This is a genomic window from Geoglobus acetivorans, assembly GCF_000789255.1.
Lineage (GTDB): Archaea > Halobacteriota > Archaeoglobi > Archaeoglobales > Archaeoglobaceae > Geoglobus > Geoglobus acetivorans_B.
Genome location: NZ_CP009552.1, coordinates 285,136 through 310,882, shown reverse-complemented (window position 1 = coordinate 310,882; position 25,747 = coordinate 285,136). Strand labels below are relative to the sequence as shown.

Annotated in this window: 27 protein-coding genes; 18 read left to right on the top strand and 9 right to left on the bottom strand. The window is 46.5% G+C overall.

Annotated elements, in window-relative coordinates; translation table 11 throughout:
* Positions 1 to 2: 2 nt before the first annotated feature.
* From GACE_RS01845 to GACE_RS01835, 3 genes are read right to left on the bottom strand one after another with little or no spacing between them, the layout of a single operon-like run.
* Complete coding sequence (locus GACE_RS01845) at positions 3 to 482, bottom strand: DUF2299 domain-containing protein (protein ID WP_048090685.1); 480 nt, start codon at positions 480 to 482, stop codon at positions 3 to 5.
* A complete protein-coding gene (locus GACE_RS01840) occupies positions 483 to 953 on the bottom strand; it encodes a chorismate pyruvate-lyase family protein (protein WP_048090683.1) in 471 nt (156 codons plus the stop codon).
* Positions 950 to 1,906 (bottom strand): AAA family ATPase, encoded by a 957-nt coding sequence (locus tag GACE_RS01835; protein WP_048090681.1) that lies wholly within the window; start codon positions 1,904 to 1,906, stop codon positions 950 to 952. The genes GACE_RS01840 and GACE_RS01835 overlap by 4 nt, the downstream gene beginning before the upstream one ends.
* 81 nt (positions 1,907 to 1,987) lie before the next feature.
* Between GACE_RS01835 and GACE_RS01830 the strand changes: the two genes are divergently transcribed.
* Both GACE_RS01830 and GACE_RS01825 read left to right on the top strand, forming a co-directional pair.
* On the top strand, positions 1,988 to 2,992 hold the full coding sequence (locus GACE_RS01830) for a 60S ribosomal export protein NMD3 (protein WP_048090679.1): 1,005 nt from the start codon (positions 1,988 to 1,990) through the stop codon (positions 2,990 to 2,992).
* Entirely contained in the window at positions 2,989 to 3,981 is a 993-nt protein-coding gene (locus GACE_RS01825) for a class I SAM-dependent methyltransferase (protein WP_048090677.1), read from the top strand. The genes GACE_RS01830 and GACE_RS01825 overlap by 4 nt, the downstream gene beginning before the upstream one ends.
* Here the strand turns inward: GACE_RS01825 and GACE_RS01820 are convergent.
* Positions 3,974 to 4,471 carry a signal peptidase I gene (locus GACE_RS01820; protein ID WP_048090675.1) on the bottom strand — a complete coding sequence of 166 codons (498 nt, stop codon included), beginning with the start codon at positions 4,469 to 4,471 and terminating at the stop codon, positions 3,974 to 3,976. The two genes, GACE_RS01825 and GACE_RS01820, sit on opposite strands and share 8 nt — an antisense overlap.
* 19 nt (positions 4,472 to 4,490) lie before the next feature.
* Between GACE_RS01820 and GACE_RS01815 the strand changes: the two genes are divergently transcribed.
* From GACE_RS01815 to GACE_RS01805, 3 genes are read left to right on the top strand one after another with little or no spacing between them, the layout of a single operon-like run.
* Complete coding sequence (locus GACE_RS01815) at positions 4,491 to 5,966, top strand: DNA-directed DNA polymerase II small subunit (protein ID WP_048093509.1); 1,476 nt, start codon at positions 4,491 to 4,493, stop codon at positions 5,964 to 5,966.
* A 42-nt stretch (positions 5,967 to 6,008) separates the two neighbouring features.
* On the top strand, positions 6,009 to 6,914 hold the full coding sequence (gene argF, locus GACE_RS01810) for an ornithine carbamoyltransferase (RefSeq protein ID WP_048093507.1): 906 nt from the start codon (positions 6,009 to 6,011) through the stop codon (positions 6,912 to 6,914).
* Between the two features lies 1 nt (position 6,915).
* Positions 6,916 to 7,692 (top strand): NAD+ synthase, encoded by a 777-nt coding sequence (locus GACE_RS01805; RefSeq protein ID WP_048090673.1) that lies wholly within the window; start codon positions 6,916 to 6,918, stop codon positions 7,690 to 7,692.
* Here GACE_RS01805 and GACE_RS01800 read toward each other — a convergent pair.
* Complete coding sequence (locus tag GACE_RS01800; protein ID WP_048090671.1) at positions 7,678 to 8,388, bottom strand: glucose-6-phosphate isomerase family protein; 711 nt, start codon at positions 8,386 to 8,388, stop codon at positions 7,678 to 7,680. The two genes, GACE_RS01805 and GACE_RS01800, sit on opposite strands and share 15 nt — an antisense overlap.
* Positions 8,389 to 8,512: 124 nt before the next feature.
* On the opposite strand from GACE_RS01800, the gene GACE_RS01795 reads away from it, so the two are divergent.
* The 10 genes from GACE_RS01795 (at position 8,513) to thrC (ending at position 20,191) form a co-directional block, all read left to right on the top strand.
* Positions 8,513 to 8,983 carry a (Fe-S)-binding protein gene (locus GACE_RS01795; protein WP_048090670.1) on the top strand — a complete coding sequence of 157 codons (471 nt, stop codon included), beginning with the start codon at positions 8,513 to 8,515 and terminating at the stop codon, positions 8,981 to 8,983.
* Positions 8,984 to 8,987: 4 nt separating this feature from the next.
* Positions 8,988 to 10,205, top strand: coding sequence for a formylmethanofuran dehydrogenase subunit B (locus tag GACE_RS01790; RefSeq protein WP_048090668.1), 1,218 nt, complete (start codon positions 8,988 to 8,990; stop codon positions 10,203 to 10,205).
* Positions 10,206 to 10,595: a molybdopterin dinucleotide binding domain-containing protein gene (locus GACE_RS01785; protein WP_048090666.1), complete on the top strand. Its 390-nt coding sequence runs from the start codon at positions 10,206 to 10,208 to the stop codon at positions 10,593 to 10,595.
* A gap of 151 nt (positions 10,596 to 10,746) precedes the next feature.
* Entirely contained in the window at positions 10,747 to 13,158 is a 2,412-nt protein-coding gene (gene cdhA, locus GACE_RS01780) for a CO dehydrogenase/acetyl-CoA synthase complex subunit alpha (protein WP_048090663.1), read from the top strand.
* Positions 13,159 to 13,177: 19 nt separating this feature from the next.
* Positions 13,178 to 13,726, top strand: a complete 549-nt coding sequence (gene cdhB / locus GACE_RS01775; protein WP_318249255.1) for a CO dehydrogenase/acetyl-CoA synthase complex subunit epsilon — start codon at positions 13,178 to 13,180, stop codon at positions 13,724 to 13,726.
* A gap of 17 nt (positions 13,727 to 13,743) precedes the next feature.
* Positions 13,744 to 15,309 (top strand): CO dehydrogenase/CO-methylating acetyl-CoA synthase complex subunit beta, encoded by a 1,566-nt coding sequence (gene cdhC, locus GACE_RS01770; RefSeq protein ID WP_048090660.1) that lies wholly within the window; start codon positions 13,744 to 13,746, stop codon positions 15,307 to 15,309.
* An 88-nt stretch (positions 15,310 to 15,397) separates the two neighbouring features.
* Positions 15,398 to 16,180 carry an ATP-binding protein gene (locus GACE_RS01765; RefSeq protein ID WP_048090658.1) on the top strand — a complete coding sequence of 261 codons (783 nt, stop codon included), beginning with the start codon at positions 15,398 to 15,400 and terminating at the stop codon, positions 16,178 to 16,180.
* A gap of 17 nt (positions 16,181 to 16,197) precedes the next feature.
* The gene (gene cdhD / locus GACE_RS01760; RefSeq protein ID WP_048093505.1) at positions 16,198 to 17,580 is read left to right on the top strand and encodes a CO dehydrogenase/acetyl-CoA synthase subunit delta; all 1,383 of its coding nucleotides are present in this window, start codon (positions 16,198 to 16,200) and stop codon (positions 17,578 to 17,580) included.
* Positions 17,581 to 17,584: 4 nt separating this feature from the next.
* Positions 17,585 to 19,003, top strand: a complete 1,419-nt coding sequence (acsC, locus tag GACE_RS01755; RefSeq protein WP_048090656.1) for an acetyl-CoA decarbonylase/synthase complex subunit gamma — start codon at positions 17,585 to 17,587, stop codon at positions 19,001 to 19,003.
* Positions 19,004 to 19,033: 30 nt separating this feature from the next.
* Entirely contained in the window at positions 19,034 to 20,191 is a 1,158-nt protein-coding gene (gene thrC, locus GACE_RS01750) for a threonine synthase (RefSeq protein ID WP_048090655.1), read from the top strand.
* On the opposite strand, the gene GACE_RS01745 is transcribed toward thrC, so the two are convergent.
* Positions 20,172 to 20,729 carry a tRNA-wybutosine modification methyltransferase TYW3 gene (locus GACE_RS01745; RefSeq protein ID WP_048090653.1) on the bottom strand — a complete coding sequence of 186 codons (558 nt, stop codon included), beginning with the start codon at positions 20,727 to 20,729 and terminating at the stop codon, positions 20,172 to 20,174. The genes thrC and GACE_RS01745 overlap by 20 nt on opposite strands.
* Entirely contained in the window at positions 20,726 to 21,367 is a 642-nt protein-coding gene (locus GACE_RS11130; RefSeq protein ID WP_052400177.1) for an MBL fold metallo-hydrolase, read from the bottom strand. The genes GACE_RS01745 and GACE_RS11130 overlap by 4 nt, the downstream gene beginning before the upstream one ends.
* Positions 21,368 to 21,441: 74 nt before the next feature.
* Between GACE_RS11130 and GACE_RS01735 the strand changes: the two genes are divergently transcribed.
* Positions 21,442 to 21,852 carry an archease gene (locus GACE_RS01735; RefSeq protein ID WP_048090651.1) on the top strand — a complete coding sequence of 137 codons (411 nt, stop codon included), beginning with the start codon at positions 21,442 to 21,444 and terminating at the stop codon, positions 21,850 to 21,852.
* Here GACE_RS01735 and GACE_RS01730 read toward each other — a convergent pair.
* A complete protein-coding gene (locus GACE_RS01730) occupies positions 21,849 to 23,027 on the bottom strand; it encodes an argininosuccinate synthase (protein ID WP_048090648.1) in 1,179 nt (392 codons plus the stop codon). The two genes, GACE_RS01735 and GACE_RS01730, sit on opposite strands and share 4 nt — an antisense overlap.
* Before the next feature lie 82 nt (positions 23,028 to 23,109).
* Between GACE_RS01730 and GACE_RS01725 the strand changes: the two genes are divergently transcribed.
* Positions 23,110 to 23,316 carry an ArsR family transcriptional regulator gene (locus GACE_RS01725; protein WP_048090646.1) on the top strand — a complete coding sequence of 69 codons (207 nt, stop codon included), beginning with the start codon at positions 23,110 to 23,112 and terminating at the stop codon, positions 23,314 to 23,316.
* Entirely contained in the window at positions 23,313 to 24,053 is a 741-nt protein-coding gene (locus GACE_RS01720) for a BtpA/SgcQ family protein (RefSeq protein WP_048090644.1), read from the top strand. Before GACE_RS01725 ends, GACE_RS01720 begins: the two co-directional genes overlap by 4 nt.
* A gap of 3 nt (positions 24,054 to 24,056) precedes the next feature.
* On the opposite strand, the gene tgt is transcribed toward GACE_RS01720, so the two are convergent.
* The gene (tgt, locus tag GACE_RS01715; RefSeq protein WP_318249254.1) at positions 24,057 to 25,247 is read right to left on the bottom strand and encodes a tRNA guanosine(34) transglycosylase Tgt; all 1,191 of its coding nucleotides are present in this window, start codon (positions 25,245 to 25,247) and stop codon (positions 24,057 to 24,059) included.
* Between the last annotated feature and the right edge of the window lie 500 nt (positions 25,248 to 25,747).

Genomic DNA, 25,747 nt, shown 5'->3' with positions numbered 1-25,747 from the left:
TTTCAGAGGTACATGACTTCACTGTCCCCCTTTCTCTCCGAGCGTTCAAATCTCTCCTTCATTCTCCATATAATGTAGAGCTTGCATTTGTGCACTTCAGAAATCGAATCCATGAGGAGCTGGCGTGTTAGGTTTTCAGCATAGAGCTTCCTCGTAAACTGGAATAGCTGAGGGTTCATCGCATCAGGAATTATCTGGAATTCTGTCTGCAAAAAGAGCAGGTCAAATCTTACCGTCCACATGAATCTTCTCCTTTCTTTCTCATCCATCGACATGACCATCGAATAGTGCTCATCGCTCAGCCTGATTCCGCTGGCAATGAGGACCACATCCCTGTCTCTTGGAGCGATGATGTCAATTACCTGATTCGAACCGGGAGGGACCTCGATTACGTAATGAAAATCAGCATTTTCGTCACTGACCTCCTCTCTGAAAAATCCCTCTTCAACAAGCCAGTCCTTTACCATTTCCTTAAAATTCATCTACTCCCACCTCAAACTGTCAAAGGCGCTGAACGGGAACGATTCAGTTATGTTTATCAGCACCTCTCTCCTGTGGATTATGCTGTAATTCCTGACAAGACACTTGCCGAGATCATTTTCTTTTATACAACTCCAGTTAATCTCCCTTCTGACCTCCAGTTTATATTTGCTTATAATCTTACCGACAGGAATGTCGGCACTCATCAAATCCCTCTTAAAGCTCTCGTCCAGTCTTTTAAGAGGGGTGTATGACACCGCCCTCGCAAACCTGATCCCGGCTGAGAGAATATCCACCACCCGGAAATTGACCTCATCACCCTCACTTATATTCAGCATCTGTGCAATTTCCGGGCCTGCACCAATTACCTTCTGTTCAATGGTTTTAATCTCTGCCCTTTCTCCTGTTAAGGCTTCGATTATGGATGTAACGCTTCCGTCCGTTCTCTCAAGGATTCTCAGAATCGGATTCATAGCCGTTCCAGTTCCCTGATTGGTCTTCCGTCCCTCGTTTCAGGCGTCATGTAATCAAGGAACCTCTCGAAATCGATGTCATAAAGCCGGAAGGTTACCCTGAGGGGCGAGAGAATCGCATCCTCTTCAGCAAAATTAATCCTCGACACAAAAGCAGTCTGTTTGTTCAGGAAAACCGTAACTCTGCTCCCACTTCTGCCCCTGATGAACTCACTTCTTGCAGTATCAAGTATTCTCTGCATTCTCAAAAGTTCTCTGAATCTCGAAAGGCTGGACGTTCTTGCATACAGCTTTCCATCCTCAATTTCAATTGTTGCATCCGGAAAAAGATTCCTCACCGCTTTTTTTACCTTTTCCTCGTCTTCTGTTGGAAATACATCCGTCTCGATTTCCACCTCAACTCTCGGCAAAAAATGGGACAGTATTGCCCGGATTTTGTCCTCGAATTCATCAATCGTGTCAGTATTTTCTACGGTTATGTCAGCAATCTTTATAGCTTCTCTCATACTCCAGGAGAGTTCCCTTTCGTCCCTTCTTTTCAGCTCCTCGGGAGTTTTCACGTCATCCTCTCTTTTCCTCTTCAATGCTCTCTCAAACCTCACCTCAAGCGGCGCTTCGACGTTTATGAGGATAAAATCATCGCCAAATTCCTTTCTGAAAGTTTCTACTTCTGCTATCCCCCGTATCCCGTCAACAACTACAACACCCCTCTCTTCGAGCTTCTCCCGTATCTTGGGAATGCATCTTTTCGCTATTGCATCCATACCCTCTTTCTCTCTCAGTTCAGTGGCCACCCTGCCTGCATTCTCATCCGTGAGTTCAAGACCTCTCCTCAGCACTTCCTCACGAACAACGTCGCCCATGACCACAACAGGAATTCCCATTTCCTCGGCAATTCTGGATGCAGTTGTTTTTCCGCTTAAGGGGAGACCAACGAAAGCAATTATCTTCATATCACTAAGAGATACCGTAAAGAGTATTTAAATAATTGGCGAAAAGAGATAAATACCATCCATCGCCATTCACGTTTTGCAATGAAATGTGCCGTGTGCGGAAAGGAGAGCGAACATCCCGTATGTGGAAAATGCCTGCTGGAAAGGATAGATGCGGTGAAAATCCCACCTGTAGTTGAAATTACCGTATGTCCGAAATGCGATGCCAAAAGACTCGAAAAATGGAGAGATATATCGCTGGAAGAGGCTGTTGAAAAAACACTCAGGAAAGAGACGAGAATTCACGAAGAGGTGGAGGTGCTGGACTTCTCCTTCCAGCCGTTCGGGCTTGATGAGACCGGAAAATACCAGTTCACGTTTTATGGCCGGATAAGAAACCACGAGTTTGAACACACTTCATTCTTTGAGGTCAGATTGAAAAAGATAGCATGCGAAAAGTGCAGCAGGCAGGCCGGTGGATACTACGAGGCTATAATCCAGATCAGAGCAGATAAAAGAGAGCTGAAAGACGAAGAGCTTGAAAAGATTGGCGAGATAATAGGCGCCGGAATAGACAAACAGAAATCCCATCCCAAGGCATTCATCACGAAAATCGAGGAAAGAAGGGAAGGTATTGACATCTACATGGGTGACAAAAAACTTGCCCAGAAAATAGCGAGAGCAATATTGAAGGAGCTTGGTGGTGAACTTTCGGAGAGCAGCAAGATTGCGGGCAGGCAGGACGGAAGGGATATCTACAGGTTCACGTATTCGGTCAGACTGCCGGAATATTTTGAGGGAGACATTGTTGAGGATGAAGGGCATACGGCAATCGTGGCGAGTGTCCAGAAGAGGAAGGGCGTTGATATTTTCACGGGCAGAACTATAAACCTGAAAAACCCAAAGGTCCTTGTCAGAAAGGAAGAAATAACGGAAAGCTACGTGGTCAGTGCAGATAATTCTGCAATAGAAGTTCTTGATCCGGAAACATACAGGAACGTGTGTGTGAGGAAACCTGAATTTGAGTTCAATGCTGGCGACAGCGTGTTTGTCGGGAGATGCGAAGACCGGGTGTTTGTGATACACAAAAGCCTGATAAAGCCATGAAAGCCGTAAAAGTCCGCAGAGAGAAAGCAGAGAAGATCAGAAAGTGGCTGGAAAAGAATTGTTACAAGGATAAAGATAGAAGAATCAGGCTTGAAGATGGGTATGTGATAATACCAGTCACTGAAAGCTTCGATATACCGGGAGACTATGAGATAATCCAGGACAGAAATCCTGTTTTTAAAGAAAAGAAGAACTTTAGAAGTGTTGTGGAAAACGTGGCCGGATATTACCCGAAATATACAGATTTCAAGATATTTGGAAAAATAGGTGTTGTAAAGCTTCCAGAAGAGCTAACGCAATTCTCAAGGAAAATAGCAGATGAGCTTATGAGGATATACAGGCTGCAGGCTGTGTGGCTCGACAGGGGGAGACACGGTATGCTCAGGAAGCCGGAGATGGAACTGCTCGCGGGGCAGGGAAGTGAAACAGAGGTGAAGGAGCATGGCTGCATTTTCAGGTTTGACGTCACAAAGGTGATGTTCAGCCAGGGGAACAAGTACGAAAAGATGAGAATTGCAGGGCTTGTGGAAGATGGAGAAGTCGTCGCAGACATGTTTGCCGGCATAGGTTACTTCACAATACCTGTTGGAAAGCACTCTCCAGCCAAAAAGATATACGCATTTGAGATAAACCCCGATTCATACACTTTTCTGCTCGAAAACATAAAAATCAACCGGGTCAATGGAATCATACCAGTTCTGGGTGATTCCATGTACACTGTTCCAGAGGGCTTTGCTGACAGGGTGATCATGGGCCACATAAATGCAGAGGCGTTTATTCCCGTGGCCATCAGGGCGTTGAGGGAGGAGGGCTGGATTCACTACCATGAATCCACCCCGGAAAAGATACTGAACAGACCTGTTGAAAGGGTAAAGAAACACGCCAGAAAACTCGGGGCTGAAGTCAAAGAGATTAACCTGAGAAAAGTAAAGAACTATTCTCCCGGGGTTCTGCATGTGGTCGTTGATGCAAGAATAAAAATTAACTGAACAGAAGTCTGAAGTAGCCAATATATGGTATCTTGAACACAGCAACCCCTACAATCCATTCCTTTTTAACGGGCTTTGAAAGGAGTGGTTGATCCATAACAGGGTTGTTGTCGCCCTTTGTCAGATAGCCATCATTTTCAGCAACATAGCTACCTATTTTTTCACCCTTGTGCACAAATGTTATCGCCCTATGAATTATGGGAGTTCTGGACGAGTCTCCATTCGGTCTGTAAACTATGACATCGCCATAGTCTCCGAATTTTTTGTATCCGTTTTCCTTCCCCTCCAGATAGGTTACAATCTCCTTCTTCTCAGGACTTACAAGAAAAACAACATCGCCAATATGGAGGTTTGGTTCCATCGAACCGCTCTGAACGGCAACCATAAAGGGCCAGGTCCCTGTAAGGAGATAACCCCCACCAGCAATCACACCAACAATTATAAGTGTAGTGAGAATATCCTTGATTAATCCCACAAGCTTTGATTGCATGATAACTGGGGGTTTAAAAATGGTTATTAAAAGTATCGATACAAGAACCGTGGTGGCAAAATTCGCCCTCAACGGAAAAAATGTCCATCCTGAAGCTGTAAAACTCATAATAAACAGTGGAGTTGACGTGGACAGAATAGTTGATTTCGCATGCAGGAAATGCAACGGCTCATTCATAATAACTCCTGAAGATATCTCAGACGTTTTGAAAGAGCTTGCATCAAGGAGAGAAGAAAAAAAGGTTTTCGACACGGGGTTGAAAGATACTCCGAAAGGAGAAGTCGAGAGCAGAGGGCAGGTCTCAATTCTGAAAGACGTAACAGGCAAATCAACATGCAGAGGGACAGTGGAAGATTTCGTTGCATATTTCAATTCCAGATACGAGAAGCTTTATTCAATTCTGAAACCGAGAGTTAAGGCCATACCGATAGGTTCCCTCGGCAGGATTAAAATGGAAGAGGTCGAGGTCATAGGTTTTGCGGACAATGTGAGAGAGCTCGATTCGTCAAAGGCCATGTTCGAGCTTGAAGATAAAACGGGCAGAGTTCGCGTTTACGCTGAGGGAAAAGTAAAGGAGCAGGTTATGGAGCTTTTCGGAGATGAAGTCATTGGTGTTGCAGGCAGGCTGAGAGGGAGAAGCATAATCGCAGACAGAATCATTTTCCCGGATGTTCCAATAAGCAATGGAAACAGAAAAAGCAGAGATTTTCTGATGGTTTTTATCTCAGACGTTCATTTCGGAAGCAATACTTTCCTGAGCGAGGAATGGAGCAGGTTCGTAAAATGGCTAAACGGTGAAAGTGAAAACGAAAAGCTCAACGAACTTGCCCACTCGGTAAAATACATTTTCGTGGCTGGGGATTTAACGGACGGTGTTGGCATCTACCCCGACCAGGAAAAAGAGCTTGAGATACTCGACATCTACCAGCAGTATGAGTTTGCCGCAGAGCAGTTCGATCTGATTCGAAAGGACATCAAAATAATCCTCTCTCCCGGAAACCACGATGCCGTAAGACAGGCAGAGCCTCAGCCAGCATTGCCCAAGGAATTTGCATCTCTTTTCCCGAAAAACGTCATACATGTTGGAAATCCCGCCTACGTTGACGTCGAGGGAATCAAGGTACTCCTGTATCACGGAAGGAGCCTTGACGACATAATCTCGAGGGTTCCAAGGCTCAGTTATGAAAGGCCACACGAGGCAGTCATGGAACTTCTAAAACGGAGGCACCTCGCTCCTCTGTATGGGGAAAGAAGCCCAATAGCCCCGGAGAAGGAGGATTATCTTGTAATCGATGACATTCCCGATGTCATTCATTCCGGACACGTTCACACCTATGGAACGGGATTTTACAGAGGAGTTTTTGTGATAAATTCATCAACCTGGCAGAGCCAGACGGAGTTTCAGAAGAAGGTGAACCTCAACCCTGTGCCAGGAAATGTTGCCGTATATCAGCCCGGTGGAAACGTTTACAGACTCAAGTTCTACAGCGGTTAAATCAGAAACATTTTTTAAATTTCAATTCTGCCTTTCGACATGGTGAAACATCTCACATCCATATCAGATTTGACAAAAAATGAACTGCTCGAGATAATAACACTGGCAGAAAACCTGAAAGATGAAAGAAAGAGGGGAATCTTCAGAGATTATCTGAAAAACAAAACGCTCGCAATGATTTTTGAACTTCCATCGACAAGAACGAGAGTCAGTTTTGAAGTTGCAATGACCGACATGGGTGGCCATGCTATTTACCTAAGCTGGAATGACCTCCAGCTCGGCAGAGGAGAAACAATAGCAGATACTGCAAGAGTTCTTTCAAGATACGCCTCCGGAATAATGGCGAGGGTAAGGGACCACGGAACCATCACCGAGCTTGCAAGATTTAGCGATGTTCCTGTTATCAACGGCCTGAGCAATCTCGAGCATCCATGTCAGATTGTCGCTGACCTGCAGACCATCAGGGAGAAGAAGGGCAGTTTCGACATAAGACTGGCATGGGTTGGAGATGGAAACAATGTCTGCAATTCAATGATACTTGCATCGGCTCTGCTCGGATTTGAAATGAAAATCGCAACGCCAGAAGGTTATGAACCTGACGAGAGGATACTCTCAAGGGCTGAAAAAATGGGGGCCGAGGTTGAGCTTACACACAAACCTGAGGAGGCCGTGAGAAACGCAGATGTTATATATACGGACGTGTGGACCTCGATGGGCCAGGAAAAAGAGAAAGAAGAGAGAAACAGGATATTCCAGCCATATCAGGTAAACAAAAGACTTTTAAGTTTCGCAGACAAGGATGTCATAGTCATGCACTGCCTTCCGGCACACAGAGGGGAGGAAATTACAGACGATGTTATTGATGGCCAACACTCGGTCGTTTTTGATCAGGCTGAAAACAGACTGCATGCACAGAAAGCAATACTTCTCAGACTGCTGGAGGGATAAGATGACCTGGGAGAAAGTTGAAAAAAGAATCTGCCAGTTCATAAAAAAGAGGGTTGAGATGGCAAATGCAGATGGAGTTGTTGTTGCCCTCAGTGGAGGTATTGACAGCTCCGTTGTAGCCTATCTGAGTGTAAGAGCTCTGGGACCTGAAAAAGTTTTTGGGCTGCTTCTTCCGGAAAAGGGAGTAACTCCCGCCGAAGATATCGAAGATGCACTGGAGGTGTGTAAGAGACTGGGCATTGAACACAGAATTATCGAAATAAACCCCATTGTTGACAAGTATTCGGAAATTCTTGGAGACAGCGATAGTCTTGCTTTTGCCAACATAAAGCCGAGGGTGAGGATGAGCCTGATATACTACCACGCCAACAGAATGAACAGGGTCGTTGCAGGTACGGGAAACAAGAGCGAGCTGAAAACCGGCTACTTCACGAAGTACGGCGATGGTGGGGTAGATTTTCTTCCCATTGGAGACCTGTACAAAACAGAAATCTTCGAATTCGCAGAATATCTGGGAATTCCAGAAAGGATCGTGAAGAAAAAGCCTTCAGCGAGACTGTGGCGGGGTCAGACAGATGAGGGAGAAATGGGAATAAGCTACGATAAGCTCGACAGAATACTGAAGGGAATCGAGAGCGGGTTGAAAAAAGAGGAGATCGTGGAAAAAGCCGGTGTGGCGGCAGAGGATGTTGAAAAGGTTATCGAAATGGTTGAAAAAAGCAGGCATAAACGGGAACTTCCCCCAATAGCACCTGTGAGAGCCTTAATCGAACACTAAAGCTTTTTTGAACATATCTTCATACTCATCAGGGTTGACGAGGAATTCCAGCGCTTCAATCTCGTTTACGAGGTCATACATGTCCCCGGACACATCAAGAACCTGATCGGGCTTGGCAAACCTTAATTCAGGGGCCGAAGCATAATTCCCGTTTCTCACCCATCCTGATCTGGTCAAATAATAGCACGCACCTCTGAGATTGGTGTATGGCTCGTAAATCGAACTGAAATTCCTGCAAACCCAGTTGGAAGTCACCAGCCTCTTATCAGTCCTGTTCACCATAACATGGCCATATTCTGGAGGTACAACTATAACTTCGCCTTCATCCACCTCCACAGCCACGACATCTTCAATGTGGTTGTCATCATCGCCCCTCTTCTGAATGATGAACAGTGCCCTACCCTCAATAACCTGATAAACTTCCGGAAAGCTCAGTTTACCAGCTCTGGGGTGGTAGTGGCCATAGGTTTTTATGTATTCATCCCCTATGACCGCAGGAGGAGTTATTGTGTAGTCGTATCTCAAACCCGCCTTTTTAATCTTCTCCCAGTCCTCTCTGGTTAGATAAGCATCCCTGTACATGAAATATGCTGGAAAATTGTCCTTAAGTGCATCAGGCTGATGCAAAACCGGTTTTAAATCGTAAGCGTATCTGATATCAGGCTTGAATCTTTCAAAATCAACCACCGGTTTCATGGTCGGATATTTTAAATTACATTTTTATAAATGTTTTCATTGTTTTTTTCTTGCACCATAATGACTATTGATTGGAGATTCAAAAATGCGAAACGTTAAATTATTAAGAAACCTACTCTTTTCAATGCCGATCACACCGATGGAGATTTACAAACTTTTACCGAAAACCAACTGCAAGAAATGCGGCGAACAAACATGTATGGCCTTTGCCTTCAAGGTTGTCAACAGAGACAGACAGATAGAGGAATGCACACCTCTTTTTGAAGAGGAAAAATACGCAAAACAAAAAGAACAGCTCCTTGAAATGCTTGAACCTCTGAAAGAGGCAAGTGAAACCGGGCTGATTGTCGATGAAAGCAAATGCACGGGATGTGCAAACTGCATTGTTGTGTGTCCTGTGCATGCAGCAGAGGATGCCTACGGATCGGGAAGTGGATTCGGACCAAAAATCGACGATCCCATTTACAGACTGGAAAACGGGGTGCTTAAAATAATCAACGTCCAGAGGTGCAGAAGATACGGTAAGAACAGAATACTCTGTGTTGCATGCAGAGAAAACTGCCCGAGCGATGCAATAAGTTTTCTGGAGGGGTGATGGAATGTACACATGCGCAGGATGCTCATGTCTGTGCGATGACATTGAGATAGTGACAGAAAAAGACGATGTAAAAACTGTTTATAACGCCTGCAGAAGAGGTGCCGGAATATTTCTGAACTACAGGCTGTCAAGGACAGAACCAAAGGTTGACGGGAAAATTGCCGACTTCGAACAGGCTATCGAGAAGGCACAGGATATCATTCAGAATTCGGAAAACCTCGCAATTTACGGGCTGGACACAACAACCCTCGAAGTGCAGGAACTTGCGATAAAACTTGCAGAAAAGAAAGAAGCATACATAGACGACAACTCAACGTTCTGCCTCGGAGACTTTGTGGAAATGATTCTAAAAGGAGAACTGCCCAGCACCACACTCGAGGAGGTCAAGGACAACGCATACGTGATTGCATACTGGGGAAGCGATGCATACCACAGCCTTTCGAGACACATGTCCAGATACACCTACTACCCGAGAGGTGGAAAAAGACAGCGTGGCTACGAGGAAGACAGATTTCTCGTTGTCATCGATGTTAGAAAAACCCACACAGCAAAGCTCGCCAAGAAAAATGCCAGATTCCTTCAGATAAGGGATGATCTGGAGCTGATCGAGGCGTTCAATCAGGCTCTCGACGGAAAGGCTCCGTCAATTTTCGTCAACGATATCCCCAGAATCCTGAAAGAAATGGAAAAAGCAGACTTCAACGTGATATTCGGAGGGCTTGGATTGAAATACGGGCTGAAAGGCAAATATGAAGCGTTCAAAAACCTCATAGCAAGACTGAACGAGAGAACAGGCGTCTATTTCATCCCGGCTGGCTGCCATCCAAACATGAGGGGTTTCAACGAGCTGATGTTTGATAAAACAGGTGAGATTAACAGGTACAGTTTCAATGAGCAGCGCAGCTCCGATGAGTTTGCTTTTTACAGACTTCTCGAAAACGACGCCATAGATACCGCTGTGATAATTGGTACAGACCCTCTAAATTCCCTGCCGTTTGAATATGCGAAAAAACTGGCAAAAATAAACACAATCGTGATTGACCCGAGAGAAACATTCACCGGCAGGTTTGCCAGGGTGGTTCTCCCATCAGCAATAGCCGGGGTTGAAACGGGTGGGACAATGGTCAGGAGTGATGGTGTCAGAGTTGAGCTGAAACCCCTGTTTGAGAAAGAAATCAATGACGAGGCGATTCTCAGCAGATTGCTGGAGGTGGTCTGAATGCCCCTTCAGTTCTCAAAATTCCTGAAAAAAGTGAGTGTGGAAGTGGTTGTCGGGAGGCTCAGCTATCAAGTTGAGGCGATGGACAAAGGCAAGTTCAGCGAAGAATTTGTCGAAAAATCGGCGGTGATATACTTCACAGACGATTTTGCAAAGAAAAATGGTTTCAGAGAGGGAGATATTGTGAAGGTTACTGCTAAAGGGCGAAGTGTGAATCTCAAAGTGCTGATATCTGATACCGCTCCTGAAGATGGTGCATTTATGCCAAACAGCATTTACAGCTCGTATCTCACAGATTTCGACGATTTCAAGAGGTTTCAGGCCACGATTGAACCTGTGGAAGGCAGTGTTACTAAACCTGAAGAAATTATGCAAAAAGTGTTAACGTAATTTTATTTTATTTTAACATGGAAAAAATAGGTAATGTTTTATATTGCTGCATTACTGAGATGTCAGGAATAGGCAAATTGCAGCATATAAAACACAAAATCTGAGATTCAGAAAATCTGATAATTGGATTCGATATGTGAGGTGGTATGGTATGGCTTTCGAACTTAAAAAAGGTTTGTTTGCAATAGACGAGATGAGAAACGTAAGTATAAAGATAGGAAAGGTAGTCGAGGAAGAAGAGGAATGGACCGAGCCAATGGGACCTACGCCAAAGCCCGGTATTCTCGAACTGAGGAAGTGGGATCACAAACTGCTCGAAAGGTTTGAACCTTTCTATGCTCCGATGTCCGACTACTGCAACCTCTGTACGATGGGTCCATGTGATCTGTCCATGAACAAGAGAGGCGCATGCGGCATTGACCTGAAAACAGCCAAGGCAAGACTCGTCACAATTGCCTGTTGTATTGGTGCTGCCGCCCACACGGCCCATGCAAGACACCTTCTTGATCATCTGATTGAGGATTATGGAGAGGATCTTCCGATAGACCTGGGTGGAGACATCAACGTGGAGGCTCCGAATATCAGGACGATTATCGGCATAAAGCCAAGAACTCTCGGGGATCTGAGAGAGGCCCTCGACTGGGCTGAAAAGGAGATTGTCAAAGTGCTGCACGCAACCCACATAGGAAATGAAGAGAGCTTCATAGATTACGAAAGCAAGGCCATGCATGTAGGTATGGCAGACCATATAGGTATGGAGGTAGCTGACATTGCCCAGATCGTGGCATATAACCTGCCAAAAGCCGAACAGGATACTCCGCTTGTGGATACCGGATTTGGAATTGTCGACAAGAGCAAACCAGTCATTGTTGTTGTCGGCCATAACGTGATGTATTCAAGGCCGGTTGTGGAGTATCTTGAAGAACAGGGAAAAATCGATAACTTCGAGATTGCCGGACTCTGCTGTACGGCACATGACATGACAAGAGTCAGTTCAAAAACAAAGATTTTCGGGCCAATAAGCTACCAGCTCAGGGTTATAAGGTCTGGATTGCCGGATGTGCTGATAAGCGACGAGCAGTGCATAAGGGCTGACCTGCTCGAGGCGTGTAAGGCTGTGGGAATCCCACTCATTGCCACAAGTGATGCAGCAATAAGAGGGCTGCCGGACGTAAGTGACTGGCCAGTTGACAAGATTGTTGATGCTCTCGTAAGCGGAAAGCTTCCAGGTGTTTTCCTGTCAGATCCTGAAAAGGTTGGCCAGGTTGCCCCACTTGTTGCTGAGGCAGTGTTCAAGAAGCACGGCGGTGAGAGAAAATACAGATTCTTCGAGACAGACGAAGACCTCTGGGGAGAGATAAACAAGTGTACACAGTGCATGAGCTGTGTGTTCACCTGTCCACACAACCTGAGAATAGACCAGGGAATGGCCCACGCCCAGAAGACAAAGGACCTGAGCAAGCTCGGGTACCTTGAAGAACAGTGCCTTGCATGCGGGAAGTGTGAGCAGGCATGCCCGAAGAACATCAAAATCATTAACGTAATAATGGCGAGCAACTTTGAAAAGCTCTACAACAAGAGCGGTAAGACCAGAGTCGGCAGGGGTCCGATACAGGATACGGAAGTGAGAAACGTCGGTCAGCCAATTGTCATGGGTCAGATTCCCGGAATTATTGCAGCTGTTGGTTGCATAAACTTTCCGGATGAAATGCAGTCCATAAGAGAAATACTTGAAGAATTCCTCAAGAGGAGATACATTGTGGTAACCTCCGGTTGCCACGCAATGGACATAGGTATGCTCAAGGATGAAGATGGGCAGACCCTGTTTGAGAAATATCCCGGCATATTCGACGCAGGTGGTCTCGTCAACACAGGGAGCTGTGTATCCAACTCACACATAAGCGGTGTGGCAATGAAGGTTGCGAGCATATTCGCAATGAGACCGCTCAGAGGAAACTATGCTGAGATTGCAGACTACATCCTGAACAGAGTCGGCGCTGTTGGTTTCAGCTGGGGACCGTACAGCCACAAGGCTGCAAGTATCGCAACAGGCTTCAACAGACTCGGTGTTCCGGTCGTTGTCGGGCCGCACGGTGCAAAATACAGAAGAGCATACATAGGCAGATACTACAAGCCAGAGAAGTGGTGGGTATATGACATAAAATCCAGAAAGAAGATGAACATCGAGCCTGCCCCAGACTCACTGCTTGTTGCAGTTGAGACCAAAGAAGAAGCAATCGTCCAGCTGGCAAGACTTGCCCTGAGACCCAACGACACCAGCCAGGGAAGACAGATCAAACTCACGCATTACCTCGAACTGAGCCAGAAATACCTCGGTACACTGCCGGATGACTGGCCACTGTATGTCAGAAGCGAGGCAGACCTCCCGCTGAAGCTGAAAGACCAGCTCCTGCAGATCCTCGAAAGCGATTACGGCTGGAAGATCGACTGGGATAAGAAGAAGATACTCGAAGGGCCAATAAGACCATTTGATGCTGGATTTAACCCAACGCTCGTTGAGGAGGTTTATGAAAAATACGCGGGGGAAAAGCCCCCACAGTAACTAATTTTTTGGAGGTGTTATGATGGCAGTTAAGAAGGAAGACAAATATCCGGCTGCGAGAAGATATCAGGTTGCCGATATTCAGGTGAGCAGAGAAGCCACAGCAGTAAAACCGAATGTGGTGGTAAATCTCGTAAAGAAGGCGAAACATCCGGTACTCGTTACAGGAGGTCAGCTCCTGAAGGATCCGAAGCTTGTGGACTTTGCAGTCAAGTTTCACGAGAAGGGCGTTCCAATCATAGCCACCGGAGGATCAAGCAAAGCCCTGATAGAGCGAGGAGTCAAACCCCAGTCAGCCGTATTCCCTCTGCATTACGTAACCCAGTTCATGCTCGACGAGGAATGGCAGGGATTTGATGGCAAGGGACCCTATGATGTCGTACTCTTCCTGGGTTTCCTGCCGTATTATCTCTCAAGAATGCTTTCAGCACTGAAGCACTTCTCCAAGATAACGACGATAAGCTTAGACGAGTTCTACCAGCCACACGCAAAATTCAGTTTCACAAACCTGACCGCAAATAAGGAAATGCATTATCAGATGCTTGAAGAGGTTGTGAATAATCTGTAAGTATGGGGGTGATTTAAATGGCAGAAAGAAAAAGGGTGGAAATTCCTGAAGGTGCGAAAATAAAGGAGGTTCAGGGGACTGAGGCGGAGTTTCCGTTTGATATATCCCCAATGTTTGAAGGAGAGAGAGTCAGGAAGGGAGACATGTTTGTGGAGCTTGGAGGTCCATCACAGCCAGGATTCGAGCTTGTGCTCGCCCTTCCTGAAGATCAGGTTGAAGACATGAAGGTTACACTGATAGGCCCGGACCTTGATGAGATGGAAGAAGGAAAAGCATATCCTTATGCCATGATCTATTACATCGCAGGCAGCCAGGTTGAGGAGGACCTCGAACCGGTTATCGAAAGAAGAAACCATGACTTCCAGAACTACATCGAGGGATACATGCACCTCAACCAGAGATATGATATCTGGATCAGGCTGAGCAAAGGTGCGCTGAAGAAAGGCCTCAAAAGCCTGACCGAAATCGCTCATGCGACCATGTTCCTGTTCAAAAACGAGCTGCCATTCATAGAGAAGATCGAGGCAGTTTACATCACGGACAAGGATCTTGTGGAGAAAATCCTGAACGAGGTTGCAATGCCAATTTATGAGGAGAGAGATGCGAGAGTTGAGACCCTCCATGACGAGGACGTGGACGAATTCTATTCATGCACACTCTGCCAGAGCTTTGCTCCAACAAATGTGTGTGTCGTCAGCCCTGACAGACCATCGCTCTGTGGTGCTATAAGCTGGTTTGATGGCAGAGCTGCTGCAAGAGTTGATCCAGAGGGGCCAAACAAGGCCATACCAAAAGGAGATGTTGTAGATCCGGTGGGCGGAGAATACAGCGGAGTTAATGAATTCGCAAAGGAGGAGAGCGGTGGAGAATATGACAGGATCAAGCTTCACAGCTTCTTCGAGTATCCGCACACCTCATGTGGATGCTTTGAGGTCATAGGATTCTACATGCCTGAAGTTGATGGTATAGGCTGGGTCCACAGAGGATATCCTGAACCTGCACCCAATGGCCTCACGTTCTCAACAATGGCAGGTCAGACCGGTGGAGGAAAGCAGGTTATCGGTTTCCTCGGAATTGGTATAAGCTACTTCAGGAGCAAGAAGTTCATTCAGGCCGATGGTGGATGGTACAGAACCGTCTGGATGCCCAAGGAACTGAAACAGAGAATCGAAAAATACATTCCAGAAGATGTAAGGGACAAGATAGCAACTGAAGAGGATGCGAGAACGATTGATGAACTCAAGGAGTTCCTAAAGAATGTTGACCATCCCGTCGTTACCGGAGTTACAAGACCTGTCGACGGCAAAAAGATAACAGAGGGCTGGAAAGAGGAAGAAGAGGAAGTTGAAGAGGTCGAGGAGGCCCCGGCAGAGGCTGAGGTTGCCGAGGCACAGCCCACACAGCAGGTGGTACAGCCAGCACAGATGCCCATGATGCCACAGATGCCAGCATTCCAGATGCCGCAGATTCAGCTCCCGGCAGCACAGCCTGCAACCGCTGGAATAAAACTGATAATCAAGGATGCGAAGATCGTTATCGACAAGATAATTGTTAAAAGCGAGGAGAAGAAGGGAGGGAAATGACCGACAAAAAAGATGAACCAAAATTTATTAAAATTACCTTAAAAGGCGCAGAAATTAAGATCAGTGAGATGATCATAGAGGAGTAGTCATGACAGTGATAGCGGTTACAGGGAAGGGGGGAACAGGAAAAACAATACTTTCAGCGCTCCTCACCCATTTTATTTCCCAGACGACGAGCAAAGTGATGGCGGTTGACGCAGATCCCGACAGCAACCTTCCGGACGCACTGGGCGTAGCTGAGCTTGTAGAGAAAACGCTTGGAGAAGTGAGAGAGACATTTCAGGTAAGCAGAGACGAAATGGGGACGGCCAACAAAGAGCAGTGGCTCGAGGGAAGAATATACGGCGAGGCTATTTGTGAATGCGACAATTATGACCTGATTGTGATGGGCAGACCTGAGGGAGAGGGCTGCTACTGTTATGCCAACAGCCTCCTCAGAGGGGTTTTGAGAAAGCTCATGAGACACTACGAATACATCATCATCGACAGTGAAGCGGGACTCGAGCATTTCAGCAGAAAGACGATCGACAGCGCAGACTACATTGTTGTAGTAACGGACATGTCCAAGAAAGGTCTTGCAACGGCAAAGAGAATAAAGGAACTCAGTGAAGAACTAGATCTCAAATTTAAAGACATATTCCTCGTGGGGAACAGAATAACCAGCAAAGAGGCAGAAGAAACGATCAGAAAATTCGCAGACGAAATAGGGATGAAAGTGCTGGACTTCCTACCGTTTGACGAAAAAATTGCTGAACTTGATCTGAAAGGAGAACCTGTGGTGAACCTCCCTGAAAGTTCAGAATATTACCAGAAAGCTAAGAAAATAGCCGAGATGTTTATCGAACTTCATGCTAAATCTACCACTAAATAATCTCTGGAGGTGTGAGAATGGCAAATAAATTTACCCTTGAAGAATTTTTTGAAAAGCTGAAAAAGTATAATGTCGAAGAGCTTGAAGGAGTAAGAATTGAGGGTGACCTCGAAATTGAAATCGAACCGGGTAGTGGTTTGGATGCAAACGTTATCCAAGCTTTAGCCGCTTTGGCAGGATACACACAGCTGATACAGGAATTTGGAAACTTCCTCTACCACACAAGCATGGCCTTCACTTATCTGCAGAGGCTCTCAAATGCACTTGGAATTCAGCTGCCAGTCGGTATGGCGCAGCCTGCAATGCCTGCACAGCAGATTCAGCCAGCAGAGATCCTCGAAAAGCCCAGGTTTGAAATCCCAGAAAGCCTTGCTCCAGCCAGGTTTGAACCGTACAAGATGGAATATCCGGGAGTCATTGAAGAGGTAACGCTCGGTGCAACAAGAGCAGATGGTGGTACACGAGAGAGCGTGGTAACAATAGGCGGTGAGAGAAGCCTTGCATTCTACAATTTCGATGCCCAGAATCCACACACACCGGTGATTGCGATAGATATCTTTGACAGGAGACCAATGCTGGCAAAGGCCGTGAGAGAACACTACGAAGACGTGCTTGACGATCCGGCAGAGTGGGCAAGAAAGGCCGTGAAAGATTTTGGCGCAGACCTTGTAACGCTTCACCTCATAAGCACAGACCCACTCCTTGAAGATACTCCGGCCAGTGAGGCAGTAAAGGTTGTTGAAGAAGTTCTCCAGGCCGTGAAGGTCCCGCTCATCATAGGTGGGTCAGGTAACAAGGAAAAAGATCCCGAAGTGCTTGAGAAAGCCGCAGAGGTTGCTGAAGGAGAAAGAGTTATGCTTGCAAGCGCAACACTCGACATGGACTGGGAGAGAATCGGCAATGCAGCAAAGAAACACGGACACGTTATTCTCAGCTGGACCCAGATGGACATCAACAACCAGAAGACCCTCAACAGATACCTGCTGAAGAGAGTCGGAATCGAGAGGAACAGCCTGGTCATGGACCCAACAACCGCTGCTCTCGGATACGGTCTCGATTACGCGTTCACCAACATGGAAAGAATCAGGATCTCAGGACTGAGAGGAGATCAGGACCTTAACTTCCCGATTTCAAGTGGAACCACAAATGCATGGGGAGCAAGAGAGTCATGGATGATAGACTCCCCGATAGAAGGAGACACTCCGTGGGGTCCAAGGGAACTCAGAGGGCCGATCTGGGAGATTGTCACCGGAATGACCCTTGCTCTCGCAGGCGTGGACCTCTTCATGATGATGCATCCAGGTGCTGTGGCAGTGGTAAAAGACTGGATGGACATGCTTTCGGGTGCCGTGAAAGAGTCCATCAAGGATGTCGATGCCTGGATAACCATGGAGGTGTAGGCAGATGAAGGTAAAAAGTCCCCTTGAGGTTTACAAATTCCTCCCACAGACAAACTGCGGTGAGTGCGGATACGATACCTGCATGAGCTTCGCTGCTCAGATCATAGACAGAAGTGTCAAACCCACGGACTGTCCACCTCTCGTCGAAAAGGCAAAAACAGACAAAAAATTTGAGAAAAAACTTAACGAACTTGTCGAATTAACATCTCCCGAGATTGCAGAGGTTGTGATTGGAACGGGTGAGTCTGCTGTAAAGATAGGCGGAGAAGATGTGCTTCACAGGCATGAACTCACATTCTTCAATCCACCACCGTTCTTCTTTGACGTATGGGACACGCTGGATGAAGCCCAGATCGATGAGAGATGCAAGAAGGTTGTTGAATACAGGAAATTCTATGTTGGAGATTACATAACCCTTGAAGGTATCGCAGTGAGATGCACCTCCAACGATCCGGAGAAGTTCAGAAGTGTTGCGAAAAAGGTCTCAGAATATGGAAAACCAATGATCCTGATAAGCCTGAATCCAGAATGCATGAGAGCAGCACTTGAAGAGGTTGCGGATAAGAGACCACTGATCTACGCCGCAACAGAGGATAACTGGAAGGATTTTCTCCAGCTTGCTCTTGAATTCAATGTTCCGGTTACACTGAGAAGCAGGAACCTCGACACCCTGAAAAGCATGGCGAAAACCTTCAAAGATGCGGGAGTGAAGGAGATTGTCCTCGATCCGGTTACCGAGCCTCTCGGAGATGGTTTGAGGGGCACATTCGAGAGGGTTGTGCAGCTCAGAAGGACGGGAATTCTGGGAGAAGATAAGGACATAGCATATCCGATAATGGTCACACCAATAGCGGCATGGCTTGTTGAGGGAGATGAGGTTACGAAGGGTTACTGGGAGGCTGTAATTGCAGGAACATTCATAGTCAAGTACGCAGATGTCATGATATTCAGGAACCTCGAGCAGTACACAGTCATGCCTTCAGTCATCCTCAGATACAACATATACACCGACCCAAGAACGCCGGTACAGGTCGAACCTGGCCTCAGGGAGATCAACAGCCCGGGACCGGAAGACCCGGTATTCATAACCACAAACTTCGCCCTGACATACTATACCGTGGAGAGCGACCTTTCCAGCAACAACATAAAGGGGTGGCTCCTCGTGCTTGACACCGAAGGTCTCGGTGTTGAGGTCAGTGTTGCAGGAGGGCAGTTCACCGCTGCAAAAGTCAAGGATTTGATTCAGCAGACTGGCATAGAGCAGAAGGTGAACCACAAGAACTTGGTGATCCCCGGTCTTGCTGCGAGGCTACAGGGTGCCATTGAAGACGAGACTGGCTGGAGCGTTTTCGTTGGACCAATGGATTCTGGAAGAATAAAGGGCTGGCTGGAAAAGAACTGGCCACCCGAGTCAAAAGAGTAAATTTATAAAAAACCCTCCTTTCCTTTTTTCATGTATCTACTCAGGTGCATTGAATGTGGAGAGGTATACGAAACTGATTCTCTGTACACCTGCGCGAAGTGTGGAGGACTGTTAGAGGTCGTTGTTGACCTGAGCAATGCAGACTTCAGGCTTGATGGTAACAACATCACGTTATGGAAGTACAGAAGCCTTATTCCCGTTAAGACTGACCCCGTAACATTATTTGAAGGTGGTACTCCTCTGTATCCGCTGAAAACAGGCAAAAGCTCAAGAGTATACATCAAACACGAAGGCCTCAATCCCTCAGGATCGTTCAAGGACAGAGGAATGACCGTTGGAATAACGAAAGCCTTAGAACTGAAAAAAAGAAGTGTGATGTGTGCTTCAACAGGAAACACCTCCGCCTCAATGGCAATGTATGCTGCAAGAGCCTCACTGAAAGCATACGTCATTCTTCCATCAGGCAAGGTTGCGCTGGGAAAACTGACCCAGGCAATGATGCACGGAGCCAGAGTCATAGCTATAAAGGGCAATTTTGACGCTGCACTGAAAATCGTTCGCAAGCTTACAGAGAGAAATGAGATATATCTCCTGAACTCTATCAATCCATTCAGGCTTGAAGGTCAGAAAACCATAGCCTATGAAATAGTAGACCAGCTTGGATACGTTCCGGATGCAGTATTTGTCCCCATAGGAAATGCGGGCAATATCTCGGCAATATACAAAGGATTCAGAGAGCTAAAAGAAGCAGGATTCATTGACGATGTTCCCGAAATGGTTGGTGTTCAGGCAGAAGGTGCAGATCCAGTGTACAGAGCATTTATTCAGAAAAAGGACAGAATTGATCCAGTCAGCAATCCGGAAACAATCGCAACCGCAATCAGGATAGGGAATCCCGTGAATGCGAAAAAAGCGCTGCGAGCAATCTATGATTCAGGTGGGAGAGTTTTAAGAGTAAGTGATAGCGAGATAGTCGAGGCACAGAAATTCCTTGCAAAACAGGGAGTAGGTGTGGAGCCTGCCAGTGCTTCGAGTCTAGCAGGATTCCTGAAAGAAGAGTTCGATTACGACACTGTTGTATGCATAGCAACGGGGAACCTGCTGAAGGATCCGGAAGAGATAATAAGAGTGTGCGAAAAGCCGATGGAGGTTTCAGCAAATCCGGAAGTCATAGAAAAACTTCTCTGAAAATGCTGTGGAATTTTTCAAACCTCTTTCTACCCATCTCCAGCTTTTTCACCGCCTCAAGGTAATTCTCTCTGAGAACACCGGCATCCGTGAAAACCTGACCGTTCCTCGCCGCTATGAATTCAATCCTTTCCTGTCCGGCAATCTCAACAACCATCCTTTTCAGGGATATTATTCCAGCCCTCCTGAATCCTGCCTTTCTGAGAATATCGAGCAAAATGCGGGCGGATTCCAGGTCTTTGCAGGATACATGAAGTATTGGTGGGTGGAGCATAAACCACGTCTCCATGACACCTTTTCGAATGGCAGTCAGTACATCCTCAACTGCCGGCACATCATGCCACTTTCCGAGGAAAACTGAGTTTCTCTTATCTCCAAACTCGGGCATGTCCATTACCGCAAACCGTCCAGCACAGCTCGAAAGAGTGACAAAGCAATCAGCCGAATTAATATCGTCAGTTATGGGTTTGATCCACCTGTCAATTTCTGCCTTTCTGTATTTTTCCAGAGTTTCTTCCCGAAACCTGTTCCAGTTCATTTTCTCCAGACTCCCAGCCTCTCCATGAAGTCCCTTTCCAGTGTGATGCTCACACCATGGCCGGGATGGACTTTCAGAGGTGCGAGGTTCCCCAGTCTCCCAAGGCTCTTGACGTACTCACTCTGGTTCCAGTTGAAGTTTCTTGAGGATGGTCTCACAACATACTCTCCTGCCATAAAGCGTTTCTTTCTCAATCTGATGAGATCCCCCACAATCGCCTCATTCCCTTTCAGAAGCATGATGCTGCCAGGGGTGTGGCCGGGAACGTGGACAACGTCAAACTCTCTCAGCCTGAGCTTTTCAATGTCCTCAGCCTGAATCCACTTCATTGGTCTCAGCGACTCGAGTCTTTTTATCATCCGACCCACAAATCCACTGAACCGAAACTCCTCTCTGCCTTCAAGATACGGGTGTTCTGCAACGTGCGAATAGACCTCGCACGAGAAATGCTCTGAGATCTCAAAAGCACTGCCAGCATGATCGTAATGGGCATGAGTCAGGATAATTCCGTCCAGATTTCTTATGCTTTTCTTAGCTCTCTTCAGGTTCCCGGGAGTTCCAGTATCCACCAGATACGTCTTTCCAGAGTCCACTATCAGGTAGCAGTTACATCCCTTGAGGTTGAGTTTCCGAATCATGGCAGAGAATCTCAGGCACGATTGCTAATTAAACTTCTGCCAACATTTTTTAAACGTCTCCAGCCACTACCAGTATGTACCGGTTCATCGACCACACCGCAGATATCGCATTTGAGATCGAAGCAGAAACGATCTCAGAGCTTTTAAGAGATGCATCTCTCGCTTTTTACGATGCATTTGTATATGTCGAAGAGCTGAAAGCAGATACCATCAGAGAGGTCCAGGTCAATGAGGACTCGGTAGACTACCTGCTGTACTCATGGCTCAATGAACTGCTGTACCTTTTCGACACCGAGAAATTTGCGGGGAAATTTGCAGAGGTGGAGGTCGTGGAAGGCGATGGAATTGCAGCAAGAGGCGTTCTTAAAGGAGACATTCTCAGCCCGGAGAAGGTCAAAATGGAGCCAAAAGCAATAACACTCCACAATTTCACTGTTGAAAAAAGAAAAGATATCTGGTATGCTTTCGTCGTTGTTGATATCTAATTCCTCCTGTTTTTCACAACCCTGTAAAACACCCTTCCCTGAAGTCCGTGAAACATCGAGAAACCCTCTGCGAGAGATTGGTCCACAACAATGGAGTCGAAGGACGTTAGCTCTTCATCATACAGCGAATACTTCGAATCTCTCGCCACGGGCATAACATAGCCATCTCCAAGCTTCAGCTTTACCCACCCGGTAACCCTTTCCTGGGTTTTGTCTATGAAGGCGTTAAGGGCATGGAAGAGAGGATCGTTTACCAGTCCATAGTAAACAAGTTCCGCCCACTCCTCCTCCACGAATCTCTTGAATTTCAGCTCTCTTCTGCTCAAAACCAGTTTTTCGAGATCTCTGTGAGCGGTGATGAGAATTGTAGCCGCAGGATGCTCGTAATTTTCCCTCGCTTTTAGGCCGAGGACCCTGTCCTCCATCATGTCAGTCCTGCCAATCCTGTGCTCTCCTCCGATTTCATTGAGTGCCATAATGAGTTCTATCCCATTCATTTTCTTACCGTTAAGGGCCACCGGTATGCCCTTTTCAAACTCGATGGTTATTATCTCTTCTTCCGTTTTGCCGCCTTTTGTCCATTCGTATATTTCGTCAGGAGGGACATAGGACGGATCCTCAAGCTTTCCACCCTCTATACTCCTGCTCCAGATGTTTTCATCAATGCTCCAGGGCTTGTCCTTCGTAACGGGAATGTCAATACCATGCTCATTTGCATACTCGATTTCCCACTCTCGTGTAAGGTTAAGCTCTCTCATCGGAGCTATAACCTTAAACCCGTGCTGAAGGAATATGTTATCAAACCTGAGCTGATCATTGCCCTTTCCGGTAGCTCCGTGAGCCACTGCATCTGCATTCTCCTTTTTCGCAATCTCAGCAACCTTTTCAGCAATTATCGGCCTTGCGAGTGCAGTTCCAAGCACATAACCTTCATAGTCTCCGTTGGCCTTCACAAGCTGAAAAACGGCGTTTACGAACTCCTCCTTAGCATCCACGGTATAATGCCTGTCAGCGTATTTCTTACCCCTCTCCTCAGCTCTCTTAATTTCACTCTCTGGCTGACCCACATCAACTGTGACCGTGATTACCTCAGCAAAACCGTAGCGCTCTTTAAGCAGAGGAATGCAAACAGTGGTATCAAGGCCACCTGAATAGCACAGCACAACCCTGCTCATGTTATGCAGAAGGCACATAGATTTAAATCAGTTTCCTTATCATTCTGACAAAATTTATATCTCAGCATGTCAATTTAGCAATATGGCAGAGGACATGACCAGGGCGATTTTGAAAGCCCTTGCCGAACTCGGCAAACCTGCAAAAGCCAAGGAAATTGCAGAAAAGATTGGAGTTCCTACTTCAAAAGTATCCTGCAGGCTTGCACCGCTGAGAAAAAAGGGTCTGCTTGATTCTCCTGAAAAAGGCGTTTATGTGATAACTGAAGAAGGAAAAAAGCTAATAAAATGATAATCGGAGTTCTTCATTTGAAACCACTGCCCGGATCACCGCGCTACAGCGACTTCAACGAAGTTATCGAACACGCGGTAAGAAACGCAGGAAAGCTCGAAGAGGGAGGGGTTTCAGCCATTCTCGTTGAGAATTACGGAGATTTTCCATATCTCAGAGAAGTTGGAAAAGAGACCGTGGCATGCATGACCGCCGTGATAAAAGAAATCCAGAAAGAAATACACATACCCGTGGGAGTGAATGTTCTGAGAAATGATGCCATCGCCTCCTGTGCGATTGCCAAAGCTGCCGGAGCAGAGTTCATAAGGGTGAACCAGGCAGCATTTCCATCAGCAGCGCCAGAAGGTTTCCTCGAGCCGGCAGCAGGCACGCTCGCCAGGTACATGCGAATGATTGATCTTAAAGCAAGAGTCTACGCAGACGTGAACGTGAAACATGCAGTGCATTTTGCGGCCATTGAAGATTATCTCGAAAACATCGAAAGGACGTTTGCAGATGCGGTCATCGTAACCGGAAAAAAGACGGGCATGGCTCCCGATCTTGCTGAACTGAAAAAGATCAAAGAGGCCGTTGAGATTCCGGTCTTTGCAGGAAGCGGCATCAATACATCGAATATTGCCCGGTTTGCGGAGTATGCCGATGGATTCATTGTTGGCAGCTACTTTAAAGCTGGGGATGAGATAGAAGTTGAAAAAGTGGAGAAGCTCTGCAGGCTGGCCAGGTCCTTAAAAAGATAGGGATCAGACATAAAGCCATGTTTTTTTAAGCTCAGAGAACCTGCCTTCCTCTATGCTCTCTCTAATTTCTCGCATAAGCTTCATCATAAAACAGACATTGTGGTATGATGCCAGTCTGAAAAACGTTAATTCGTTGGCCTTGAAAAGATGTCGCAGATACGCTCTCGAATGGTTCTGACACACAAAACAGTCACACCACTCGTCGAGAGGTCTGTCATCAAGCCTGAACTCACTCCTTTTGATGTGCACCCTGAACTTGTTTCTTATGCTCCCTCCGCTGAAGGGAGATACGAAAAGAACTCCCCTCCTTGCCCACCTTGTCGGAGTTACACAGTCAAATGTATCGATTCCACGCTCCACGCCCTCGAAAATATCCTCTACACTTCCTATGCCGAGAAGATGGACGGGTTTTTCTCTGTCAAGCAGGGGAATGACCCACTCGAGAATGTTAAGCATGTCTCTCTTGCTCTTCCCAAGCGAACCACCAATACCGAAACCGTCAAAGGGCAGAGAGCTTATGAATCTGGCAGATTTTTCCCTCAAATCCCTGTACTCCCCGCCCTGAACTATTCCAAATATTTTCTGCCTTCGGTCATAAGTCTCAAGACATCTCAGTGCCCACTTATGGGTTCGCTCAAGAGCTTTTTTTGTGTAACCATAGTCAGAAAGAGGAGACGTGCATTCATCGAAGGCAAATATGATGTCACTGCCAAGATTGGACTGTATTCTCATGCTGACTTCCGGCGTAAATCTTGACTTCCTGCTGTAAAGTGGATCCCTGAACGTAACACCATCATCATCCACGAACGCCCACTTCTCTCCTCTGTATTCCGCTGATCTCAAACCTTCAAGGAAGATATTGTCGGCAATCTTTCCAACTCCATGTTCCATCCCGAAGCCAAGAGAAAACGCCTGAAAACCTCCGGAGTCAGTCATGACAATACCATCATAGTTCATAAACCTGTGAATCCCTCCGTACTCTCTGATGAGTTCATCACCGGGTTTCATGTGCAGATGGTATGTGTTCGATATCACCGCCCGAACATCCATCTCCCTGAGATCCCTCACATCCAGCCCCCTGACGCTTGCAAGAGTTGCCACCGGAACGAATGCAGGTGTGTCAAGCCTTTTTCCGTTTACCTTCAGAACAGCCCTTCTTGCCATTCCATCCTCTGCGATTATGGTGAATTTCACAGAGGTGCTTTCTGGAAAAGTGGTCATTAAGTTTTTGTCGGGCATTATGGTAAAAAAGAGAATTTTGACCAAACGTGATGCGAAAAATTACAGAATCCGCAGAGACCCTGAACGCAATACAGACTCTGCAGCATACAGATATTGAAAAACCTTATATCCAACATTTCAATTGATGTCCTTGTAGGCAACAAATTTAGAGACAGCACATATAACTGAAACCAGGGGTGAGACCATAATGGACAGAAACAGAATTTATGGATTGCTGAAGGGGATTTTCAGAATTCAAATCGGTTTTACACTGATTAGAATCTGGTCTCTGAACAGGGTTTACCCGGAAAAAACAAACATACATCTGTTTGATTTGATTGGCAAAATGAAACAAAGAAAGTGATCGCCCCACCTTGCTGCACAGTGGGGAAAACAAATAATCCACATTCAATCAAACTCCATGAGTGCCAATCTTTTCGGGAGTACATTTATATTTGGGCTGCCGATTGATT

What these genes read in the sequence shown, in the direction of transcription:
- GACE_RS01845 (WP_048090685.1), bottom strand. Translation starts at nt 482, where the DNA reads ATGAATTTTAAGGAAATGGTAAAGGACTGGCTTGTTGAAGAGGGATTT.
- GACE_RS01840 (WP_048090683.1), bottom strand. Translation starts at nt 953, where the DNA reads ATGAATCCGATTCTGAGAATCCTTGAGAGAACGGACGGAAGCGTTACA.
- GACE_RS01835 (WP_048090681.1), bottom strand. Translation starts at nt 1,906, where the DNA reads ATGAAGATAATTGCTTTCGTTGGTCTCCCCTTAAGCGGAAAAACAACT.
- GACE_RS01830 (WP_048090679.1), top strand. Translation starts at nt 1,988, where the DNA reads ATGAAATGTGCCGTGTGCGGAAAGGAGAGCGAACATCCCGTATGTGGA.
- GACE_RS01825 (WP_048090677.1), top strand. Translation starts at nt 2,989, where the DNA reads ATGAAAGCCGTAAAAGTCCGCAGAGAGAAAGCAGAGAAGATCAGAAAG.
- GACE_RS01820 (WP_048090675.1), bottom strand. Translation starts at nt 4,471, where the DNA reads ATGCAATCAAAGCTTGTGGGATTAATCAAGGATATTCTCACTACACTT.
- GACE_RS01815 (WP_048093509.1), top strand. Translation starts at nt 4,491, where the DNA reads ATGGTTATTAAAAGTATCGATACAAGAACCGTGGTGGCAAAATTCGCC.
- GACE_RS01805 (WP_048090673.1), top strand. Translation starts at nt 6,916, where the DNA reads ATGACCTGGGAGAAAGTTGAAAAAAGAATCTGCCAGTTCATAAAAAAG.
- GACE_RS01800 (WP_048090671.1), bottom strand. Translation starts at nt 8,388, where the DNA reads ATGAAACCGGTGGTTGATTTTGAAAGATTCAAGCCTGATATCAGATAC.
- GACE_RS01795 (WP_048090670.1), top strand. Translation starts at nt 8,513, where the DNA reads ATGCCGATCACACCGATGGAGATTTACAAACTTTTACCGAAAACCAAC.
- GACE_RS01790 (WP_048090668.1), top strand. Translation starts at nt 8,988, where the DNA reads ATGTACACATGCGCAGGATGCTCATGTCTGTGCGATGACATTGAGATA.
- GACE_RS01785 (WP_048090666.1), top strand. Translation starts at nt 10,206, where the DNA reads ATGCCCCTTCAGTTCTCAAAATTCCTGAAAAAAGTGAGTGTGGAAGTG.
- cdhA (WP_048090663.1), top strand. Translation starts at nt 10,747, where the DNA reads ATGGCTTTCGAACTTAAAAAAGGTTTGTTTGCAATAGACGAGATGAGA.
- cdhB (WP_318249255.1), top strand. Translation starts at nt 13,178, where the DNA reads ATGATGGCAGTTAAGAAGGAAGACAAATATCCGGCTGCGAGAAGATAT.
- cdhC (WP_048090660.1), top strand. Translation starts at nt 13,744, where the DNA reads ATGGCAGAAAGAAAAAGGGTGGAAATTCCTGAAGGTGCGAAAATAAAG.
- GACE_RS01765 (WP_048090658.1), top strand. Translation starts at nt 15,398, where the DNA reads ATGACAGTGATAGCGGTTACAGGGAAGGGGGGAACAGGAAAAACAATA.
- cdhD (WP_048093505.1), top strand. Translation starts at nt 16,198, where the DNA reads ATGGCAAATAAATTTACCCTTGAAGAATTTTTTGAAAAGCTGAAAAAG.
- acsC (WP_048090656.1), top strand. Translation starts at nt 17,585, where the DNA reads ATGAAGGTAAAAAGTCCCCTTGAGGTTTACAAATTCCTCCCACAGACA.
- thrC (WP_048090655.1), top strand. Translation starts at nt 19,034, where the DNA reads ATGTATCTACTCAGGTGCATTGAATGTGGAGAGGTATACGAAACTGAT.
- GACE_RS01745 (WP_048090653.1), bottom strand. Translation starts at nt 20,729, where the DNA reads ATGAACTGGAACAGGTTTCGGGAAGAAACTCTGGAAAAATACAGAAAG.
- GACE_RS11130 (WP_052400177.1), bottom strand. Translation starts at nt 21,367, where the DNA reads ATGATTCGGAAACTCAACCTCAAGGGATGTAACTGCTACCTGATAGTG.
- GACE_RS01735 (WP_048090651.1), top strand. Translation starts at nt 21,442, where the DNA reads ATGTACCGGTTCATCGACCACACCGCAGATATCGCATTTGAGATCGAA.
- GACE_RS01730 (WP_048090648.1), bottom strand. Translation starts at nt 23,027, where the DNA reads ATGAGCAGGGTTGTGCTGTGCTATTCAGGTGGCCTTGATACCACTGTT.
- GACE_RS01725 (WP_048090646.1), top strand. Translation starts at nt 23,110, where the DNA reads ATGGCAGAGGACATGACCAGGGCGATTTTGAAAGCCCTTGCCGAACTC.
- GACE_RS01720 (WP_048090644.1), top strand. Translation starts at nt 23,313, where the DNA reads ATGATAATCGGAGTTCTTCATTTGAAACCACTGCCCGGATCACCGCGC.